We start from the raw sequence: 8,625 nt of genomic DNA, 5'->3' as shown, positions 1-8,625 counted from the left end.
CGGCCGAATACGAAGCCAGCTACTACCTGACAGCCACGAAACCCCTGGTCACAGCCACACCATAGAGTCTCCGACCAAGCCGGTGCGGTTCAGTCCGTCAGCGAGCCGTTTCAGGGCGGATCCCAAACGGGTGAGGCAGGGCGGCGCTGGAGTGTGGGCAGGACGGATGAGGCTTCTGGGCTGTTGAGCGAGGTGCCCGACGTCTCTGCTCGCTGGCCTGGAGCCTCGTCGGTCCGCTGTCCTGCCGCACCGGGCGTGCCGCATGTCTTGTGGATAGGGGTGACCGTGCCGGCCGTCACCCGCAGGGGCGACCGCCAGTGCGGGCTCCGCCCCTCCTTGCGGGCCCTGCCCGGCCTCCGCACCCAGCTCCGCCGCCCGCTGCCCGGACAGCACCCGGTCGACGGCGGCCGCATCCCCGTCGCCGTGCCAGCCGCTCTGCGCGCGACCACCGGGCCCGGCGCAGCGGCCCGGTCAGGGTCGGCGGGGCCGGGCAGGGCGGGGGGCAGACCGGTCTCCCGGGACGGTTCGGCCGTCGACGCAGGCCGGCTCCGGGCCGCCTGCCCCGATGGCCCCACCGGCCGTCCCCCCGGCCGCGGCCCCTTGCACGGTCGCCCGGTTCCACCCCGGTCGGCGCCCCTGCACGAGGCCCGGACCCCCGACCGCACGGACCGGCAGGAACCGCTCACGGAGACGGCCCTGCGCCGCCCGGTCCGGTGCGGGGGCGCCGTCGGCGACCTCGCCGACGGCCGCCGGGCCTGCCGCAGCCGCTGCCACGGGCTCGGGCTCGGGCTCGGCAAGACCCACGTCCCGCACGTGCCGGCCGGCATCGCCATCACCATTGGGCGCCTCGCCCGGCGCTCACCCTTGCGCGCCCACCGCCCTCGACGTCCTGCGGCCCTCCGAAACCGCCCCGACCCCCGCGGACCGGCCTGGGAGTGCTGGTGGCGGCAAGGTCGAGTGACAGCCCGTCCAAGGTCCCCGGCACAGTCGCCCGGCGTTCCGACGGGGCGGGAGCCGATGCCCCTGCCGTCGCGGAGCCCCGCTTCGAGGACAGCTACCCGACGGTCAGCTCGTCCAGGTCCTGTTCGGTCCAGATGGTTTTGCCGCTGTCACTGAACCTGGTCCCCCAGCGCTGGGTGAGCTCAGCGACAAGAAAGAGACCCCTGCCTCCCTCGTCGCTCGAGCGGGCGTACCGCAGGTGCGGAGCTGTGCTGCTTTTATCCGACACCTCGCAGGTCAGAGCCCGGTGATCACGTATCAGGCGCAGGCCGATCGGCCCGTCGGCGTAGCGCACGGCATTGGTCACCAGCTCGCTCACCACCAGTTCGGTGACAAAAGCAGCCTCCTCGAGGCCCCAGACCGAGAGCTGCTGGTGCACCAGGCTACGGGCGGTTGCAACCACGGCAGGATCGCTCGGGAGGTCCCATTCGCTCAGGCTGTTCTCGTCCAGTCGGCGGGTGCGTGCCAGCAGGAGAACGGCGCCTCCGCCCCGGGAGGGATCGAAGGTCTCGTCCAGGATCCTCTTGCGCAGTTCCTGCAGGGGAGCGGCCCGGGCGGACGACAGGACTCGGATCAGGGATCCCGGCGCGGTGGAGGAAACTCCGCCCTGCTCCGGCAGGAACACGAGCGTGCTGTCCGTCTCGAGGTCCAACTCCACGGCACCGGGGCGGCTGCCCGTCGTCCCCAGGGGAGGCCCGATGGGCGCAGTGAAGGGGAACACCCTCCCGTCGGGGTGCGCCACCACCGGGTAGATCTGTCCGGCGCTCGCGACGATGATCTTTCCCGTAGTCGGGTCGTACACGGCGTACACGCATCTCAGGTCGGCTCCGACGCCTCCGTGCCGTTCCTCCGAACTGAACGGGCGAACCCCTGAAATGACGTTCGCCAGCGTGTCGAGTCGGGCCAGCACCTCCTCGGGGCTCAGGTCCAGATCCGCCAGGGCGTGCACCGCGGCTCCCAGCCGGCCGACGGCAGCCGCGCCCCGAAGGCCCGACTCGTCGGTGGTGCCGAGGACGAGAGCGATGCGCGCTCCCGATATCGGTATTACGTCGAGCCAGGCTGCGCTCGAAGAATCCGGGGCGAAGTAGTGAGCCGTCTCGACGGCGCTCTGGCCCGAGACGTCGAGCCGTGACAGGTCGCGCTGCAGTGTGCGCGCGGCACTGTGCTCACGGGTGTAGCGCCGAGCGTTGTCGATGCCCAGGGCGGCTCGGGAGGCCAGATCGCGGGCGGTCAGGACGTCGAAGTCCGAGAAGGGGTTCTCCAGGCCGAGCCGGTAGAGCGACACGAAGCCCAGGACCGTGCCCCGGGCGGCGACGGGCACCACGAGCAAGTGGGCACGCCGTGTGCCGCGCGTCTCCCGGTGCAGTGGCTCGTCGCGGACTGGAAGATCAACAATCTCCCGACGAGGCTCGGGCTTTTCGACCAGCGCGCCCACGGCGGCGGGATAGGGCAGTCCAGGCTGGTCGTGGCTCAGCTGCTCGGATGACCCGCCGGCGTGGAGAACGCCCGCTCTGAGAAGGTCGCCCGGGTCGGGAGCGGGGTCCTCCCCCGAGATGACAGGGGAGAAGAGGTCGACGGCCGCGGCGTCCGCCAGGCGCGGCACCGCAACGGCGGCGAGCTGCTGGCTCGTCTCCAACACGTCCAGGGACGTGCCGATGACGGAACTGGCCTCCGCCAGCAGCTCGATGCGCTCCTCCGCGACACGCTGCTTGGTCGTCTCCACGGCCGTGGTCGCCAGTCCCAGGATGCGGCCCTCGCTGTTTTCCAACCTGAACACCGAGTTGGCGAAGATGTGTTCGTGCCCCGGGTCCCCCGGCGGGCGGCCGCGCTTCTCGAAGCCGATGAGTGCAACGCCCGTCTCCAGGACCTTGCGCATGCCGTCCTCGAACACATCCGAATTCGAGTCCGGCCACAGCTCGTGGGGCGTGCGGCCAAGGGACCCGCGCCCAAAGACGCCCTGCATGCCCTCCGCAGCCGGATTGAAGCGGAGCAGGCGCAGGTCGGTGCCGTACACGCACAGGCTCATGGGGGAGCGGGTGAACAGGGCATCGAGGACGGCGCCGTCGAGGTCCAGCGCCTCGGACGCCTCGGGAAGAGGTGTGAACGACACCTCCCAGCCGTTCGGCGTGCCGCCGACCGGACGTATGCGGACCTGGCAGGCCCTGCTGCTGCCGTCGCGGCAGCGGAGGACGACCGGCGCTTGCGCTCCGTGTCCGCCGGGGGCGCCGCCCTTTGGGTACGCAGCCCCTTGCCGGACCAGGACGGCGTCGGCCGTCTTGCCCACCATCTCGGAGGCCGGATACCCCAGGAGTCCTTGCGCCTCCGCGCTCCAGTCGCTTATCACGCCGTACCGATCGATCACCATCCGGGCCGTGGCGGGCAGGCCCCGGGGCGACGGCTGCGGCGATGTCGTGCCTATGGCGGCCATGGCGGCAATCCCTTTCGGTAGCCCCACCAAGCATGGCAAAGGTCCGCCTGCGGGGCATCCGGTGGCATGCCCGGCAACGGCGGGCCCGCGGCGTGCGGGGGAGCGTGGTGCGGTCCCATCGCAGAATGCCGCGATGCGAGGCCCGCCGACCTCGGCCCCCCGGAAGCGTGCGAGGGGGCGGCCGGGGCGACGGGCGGACTGCTGTCGTGGACGGTGGCTGCCGTCAGGGGTTTCGGACCTGTCGGCGGGGCCCCTACGACGCGTGGGCGCACGGCGGTGGACCGGCTGCGATCCCCGGGTGGAAGGCAGCCGCGGGGATCCAGGACGACCTCTTCCGCACCGGCGGCCCCGGCCGCGAACTTCCTCATCCGGCGACCGCCTCGCGGTGAATCGGCTCCCGGCTGCTTGTGAGAGGCAGACCCGTGCCTCCTCGCCGGACCGCGACGAGTTCGGCGACGATCGACAACGCGGTCTCCTCGGGTGTGCGGGCCCCGAGGTCCAGGCCGATGGGGGCCCTCAGCCGGGCCAACCGGTCCTCGGACGTTCCTGCCGCGCGCAGTCGACGGATGCGGTCCGCATGGGTGCGCCGGGAGCCCATCGCCCCGACATAGGCGACGGGCAGGGCCAGCGCTCGTTCCAGGAGCGGGATGTCGAATTTCGCATCGTGGGTGAGTACGCACAGCACCGTCCGGTCGTCGACCTGCGTCGCCTCCAGGTAGCGGTGCGGCCACTGGACGACGACGTCGTCCGCCTCCGGGAAGCGGCGGGGGGTCGCAAACACGGGGCGGGCGTCGCACACCGTGACCCGGTAGCCGAGGAACTTTCCCAGCCTGACGAGAGCGGCGGCGAAATCGATAGCGCCGAAGACGATCATCCGTGGGGGAGGGCCGCTGCACTCCACGAGCAGCCGCAGGGGCCGTTCACCGTGCGAACCCCCGGTGCCGACCTCGACCGTCCCGGTGCGGCCGGCCCGCAGTTGCGCCCGGGCTTCGGCCGCGGCGAGGGCGTCCAACTCCGGCCGACCGCCCAGGGAGCCCTCTGCGGACCCGTCTTCTTTGACCAGCATGCCGCGTCCCGTGAGACCGTCGGGTCCGCCGATGACCCTGGCCAGCGCCACGGTGTCCCCCGCGCGGACGGCGGCCAGTGCCGTCGAGAGGAGACGGCGCTGCACCTCGTGCTTGCGGACCGGCGTGACGAGGACGTCGATGACGCCGCCGCAGGTCAGCCCCACGGCGAAGGCGTCTTCATCGCTGCAGCCGAAGCGTTGGACCTGGCTGGTGCCGCTCTCCAGTGCTTCCTGGCAGAGTTCGTAGACGGCGCTCTCCACGCACCCGCCCGAGACAGACCCGGCAGCCGTGCCCTCGGCGTTGACGGCGAGGGCGGCCCCGGGGGGCCGCGGCGCACTGCCGCGCACGCTCACGACGGTCGCGACGGCGAAGTCATGGCCGGCTTCGATCCACTGGGACAGCTGCTCCGCGATATCCAGCATCTGCTGCTCCTGGTTCCTGCCCCTCGGATGGCCCGCCCCGCGAGCGCGGGGCGATCGTCGCGCCGCTCGCCAGGAGCCTCCGAGGCTCAGGGAACAGATTAACGGGACGGGATGAAGCCCGCGCGGTCGCAGGTCTGCGGCCGGGCGGGGTCTGCTCGGCAGGCGGTCCGACCCGGGGGGTCCGTCTGCCGTGCATTCTGCGGAGGGTGGTTCTGGGGGCGGCTTCCCCGCAGTGCGTGGTGCGCCAGGGGCCTGGCACCGAAGCTGCCTCCGAGCGTCGACACCCCCGGACCGTCGGACCCGAAGACCCGGAAGGGGAAAGGGGGGAGTCCGGGGGACGGCTGCTGCGGCGCAGCGACGAGTCCGGTCGGTGCGCGCTGATCCGGGCGGTCCGCGCCGCGCCCCGGCGCCCGCAGGGCTGCGCTGATCCACGCCGGGCTGCGGGCTCGGGCCCGCGCCCGGCCCGTCGACCGCCGGGGGGCGCCGCCCCCGCCTGCGGGGCAGGGCGGCGAGGCTGATGCGCGTGCCCCGGGAACCCCCGTCGGCGCGGACGCAGGTGGACAGCCGTGCGCGACCACGCCGCGCCGCTGCGCGGCGCCTCGCACTTGTCGGGTCCGGGCAGCGGCCGACCGCCGCCGTCCCCGGCCGCGCCGCGTGAAGCCCGGCCGGTGCACGGAAGACGCGCCCCAGCCCCTCATCCGGGCGAGGCGGTGCTCGACGCAGGCTCGGACCTGCGTGCGGGATCGGGTGTGTTCCGGCTCCCAGGCCGGGACGGCGGCCTGCCCCGGGCTCCGGCGGCGCGGGACGACGGCCCCGGGGCCGCGGCAGCCGCCGCCGGCGGTGGTGGCAGCGTCGCCGACGGCGGCTTTGGCGCAGGATTCCGGCCGACTGCGGGAGTGCTGCGGTGGGGCGGGCGGGGGCCGGCCGACCGTGACGGCCGGCGGGGCCGGCGCCGCCGGCCTGGCCGGCGGCGGAGCGGTGGCAGCTCCCGGGGCGCTCGGTGGTCCTGCGGCCGCGGCCGGGGGCGAAGGCGTCGTCCACGATGAGCACGGTGTCCCTGCGAAACCGCCCGCAGCAGGGGCTGCCCAGGGCCGGGAAGCCCATGGGGGCGCCTCTACGCCTCCGGCCCCCAACTGTCGGTGGGGGGTTTCGGTCAGGTCCGGTCCCCCTCGCACGTCAGGACCGGAGCTTTCATGACAGAAAGCGTCCGCCTCGGCGCCGTGCCGGTCCCCGGCCGTTCCGCCCGGCCCCAGGGCCGCAACCATCCTCACGCACCTCGTGGCCGACGAGGGGCTGCTCCGGCCCGGCCGGGGTGCAGAACACCGGCAGCTTCGACGGTGCGAGGATCGCGAAGGCTTCACCCTCCATGCCGTGAGCGTGCGGCACGCCCCCGGACCGGAGTGACACCGTGCCCTCTGCGAGGCCCGGCTGACCGTCCGTCTGAGTGCTCGCGACCTTTACCGGGAAGCGTTCCCGCCGGCCGGGCGGATGATTCCCTCCGCGTTTCGCACATCGAGGCCGCCGGCCGGCGAGGTGCCTGTCGCCGGGCCCCTTCTTCGGCCCCGATGCGGGCGGGGGTGCCCCCGGGTGGAGCCGGGGGTGTCGCTGCAGGCGCGGGACCGGTCCGGCTCGCCGGCCGCGCTCAGCTCGACCCCGAGGACGCGGTGCAGGGCGTCGAAGACTCCGGCCTCCTGCCGGCGGCCCGGCCGCCGCCGGCAGGAGGCCGGAGCCGAAGCCCAGCTCCAGGGGCGGCTGTCGCCGGGTGGTCCCGGTGCGCAGGGCGGAGCAGGAGCCCCCGCAGGCCCCCGAGGTCCTCCGCCGGCCGCGGACCGGCAGACCGCTGCGGCCACGGCGACAGCAGCGGCCCGACCGGCGCCCGCGCGTCGTCGTCTCCGACCCGCGGCTTGCTTCCCGCGCCCACCCGAGCGGCCCGACGGCCGAACGGTCACGGCCGACCAGGACCGATGCACAAGATCGTGCCACGAGCTCCGAGGAGGTGGCCTTTCAAGGAGAAGCCGTCGGACGGGCGCAGAACTCTCGAGGCCCCTGGCCTGCGAGGCCTGCGGTGCGCAAGCCGCTCGCAGTGACCGGCGCGCCGGTCCTAGGATCCCGAAGGACCCGACGCGTAGAGCTTGCGCGCATGGCGGGAGTAGGCCTTCGGCCCGAGTGCGGGCATGATCAGCCGGGGAACGAGAGGTGCTGACGACAGCATCAACTTGACCACTTCGGGTTCTGCGATCGAGGCCAGCATGCCGAACACGATCGGCAGCTTGTTTTTGGGGAGGGCATTGATCGCGTGGTCTCCCAGCTGGTGCCATTCTTTCGCGGTTATGTAGTCCGGAACAAGCGGGAGGATCTCCTTCTCCTCGATCGCAAGATGCTCGTCAAGGAGCCGACCCAGGAGTGCCAGGCAGTCGGCGAGCGCCTCTCCCGAGTCCCGCGAAGGCCGATTTCGCCATGTGCTCAGCAGGTCGGACGACTCGGCAAGTCGCTCCGCGATCTCCTCGTGCTGGCTCTCCATGATGGCCACTGTGGCTTCGATGCGGTCGCTCGCCCGCTCGAGCAGCTTGGGCCACAGAAGGTCATCCTCGCCCTTGTGGTGGAGGTGGAGGAAGGTCTCCATCAGCTGGACGTGATCGGCAACGATTTCGGCGCGCTGTATGTCTCCGGGCCTGACCTGCCTGATCAGGTCGGGCATGCGACCGTAGCTTCGTCGAAGTGCCTCATGGACGACCAGCATGTCCCGGGCATCGGCACGATCAGCATCACTGTGAGGCATGGGGTAATACCTTCCTGAGCAAGCCGTGGTGAAGTACTTGGGCTTTCTTGTCGCCCTGCGCCGCCCGCTGTCCGTGCTCCGGCTGGGCGAGGCGGTGCTGCGCGCGGCATCGGAGCGGTTTCGGCGCCGGCGGTTGTCGGCTGCGCGACACCTCGACCCTCCGGTGGCTCGAGAAGAACGCCAGCGACCTCATTCAAGCGCAATCATATGATCGACTTGGACGCAATGTCCAACGATGTGCCCAAGCTAACGTGCTCGCACGCTTCCAGGACTCTGCGCCCCTGAGTCCCACGGGTCGGGAAGCCGCCCTGCGGCCGAGGCGGTCGGCCTCCCCCGCCCGGGGCGCCGCGCCGGCGCGGCCAAAGACGCCTGCGTGCGGGAGCGGAGGCGGGCAGGACGGGCGCAAACCGGTACCCAATGGCCGGGGCGGATCGGCTTGGCCCGCCCGGCGCCTGGAGCTGGTTCCGATCTCTCCGGGCGGCCGGCCGGTCGGCGCGGGGACGGCGCACGAGAGGGCGTGAAGCTCCTGGCCGACGGGCGGGCGGCCGAGATCGGCCTGTCCGCCCGGGGTTTCCACGGCCCAGCCGGGCCGCCTGCCCCGCGGGAGGGCCGGGGCCGAAGGTCCGGTGGCCGCGCAGCAGGGCCCACGGGACGCTGGCGCCGCGGCGGGCCGGCGCAGTGATCGCTTGGGCAGGCTTGCGCCCTTCGCCTTCGCCGTGCCTCTCGGGGGAGAAGTCCCGGTTGGGCCGTCCTTGATGATGCTGGTCCGTGCCGACGGGCAGAGGACACAGCGTGGACGGCGACCCGCGCCGCCCTCGGCGGCGCGGGGGGCCCCGGCGCCGGGCCGCGGGGCGGGGGGCGGGGGGCCGGGCCGCGCCCCCCCCCCACCCCGCGGGGGCCGTGGGCCCCCCCCCCCCCCCCCCCCCCCCG

Annotated in this window: 3 protein-coding genes; all 3 read right to left on the bottom strand. The window is 73.1% G+C overall.

The window, feature by feature from the left end; genetic code table 11:
• Nucleotides 1–1,054: 1,054 nt before the first annotated feature.
• Nucleotides 1,055–3,427 (bottom strand): PAS domain-containing protein, encoded by a 2,373-nt coding sequence (locus ACFY07_RS28270; RefSeq protein WP_390872394.1) that lies wholly within the window; start codon nucleotides 3,425–3,427, stop codon nucleotides 1,055–1,057.
• A gap of 364 nt (nucleotides 3,428–3,791) precedes the next feature.
• Nucleotides 3,792–4,916 (bottom strand): XdhC family protein, encoded by a 1,125-nt coding sequence (locus tag ACFY07_RS28265; protein ID WP_390872393.1) that lies wholly within the window; start codon nucleotides 4,914–4,916, stop codon nucleotides 3,792–3,794.
• Nucleotides 4,917–7,017: 2,101 nt separating this feature from the next.
• A complete protein-coding gene (locus ACFY07_RS28260; protein ID WP_390872395.1) occupies nucleotides 7,018–7,656 on the bottom strand; it encodes a hemerythrin domain-containing protein in 639 nt (212 codons plus the stop codon).
• Nucleotides 7,657–8,625 lie beyond the last annotated feature (969 nt).

The sequence above is a fragment of the Streptomyces sp. NPDC001380 genome, from assembly GCF_042895785.1.
GTDB lineage: Bacteria > Actinomycetota > Actinomycetes > Streptomycetales > Streptomycetaceae > Peterkaempfera.
This window is presented reverse-complemented; position numbering and strand designations above follow the sequence as displayed.

What these genes read in the sequence shown, in the direction of transcription:
- ACFY07_RS28270 (WP_390872394.1), bottom strand. Translation starts at nt 3,427, where the DNA reads ATGGCCGCCATAGGCACGACATCGCCGCAGCCGTCGCCCCGGGGCCTG.
- ACFY07_RS28265 (WP_390872393.1), bottom strand. Translation starts at nt 4,916, where the DNA reads ATGCTGGATATCGCGGAGCAGCTGTCCCAGTGGATCGAAGCCGGCCAT.
- ACFY07_RS28260 (WP_390872395.1), bottom strand. Translation starts at nt 7,656, where the DNA reads ATGCTGGTCGTCCATGAGGCACTTCGACGAAGCTACGGTCGCATGCCC.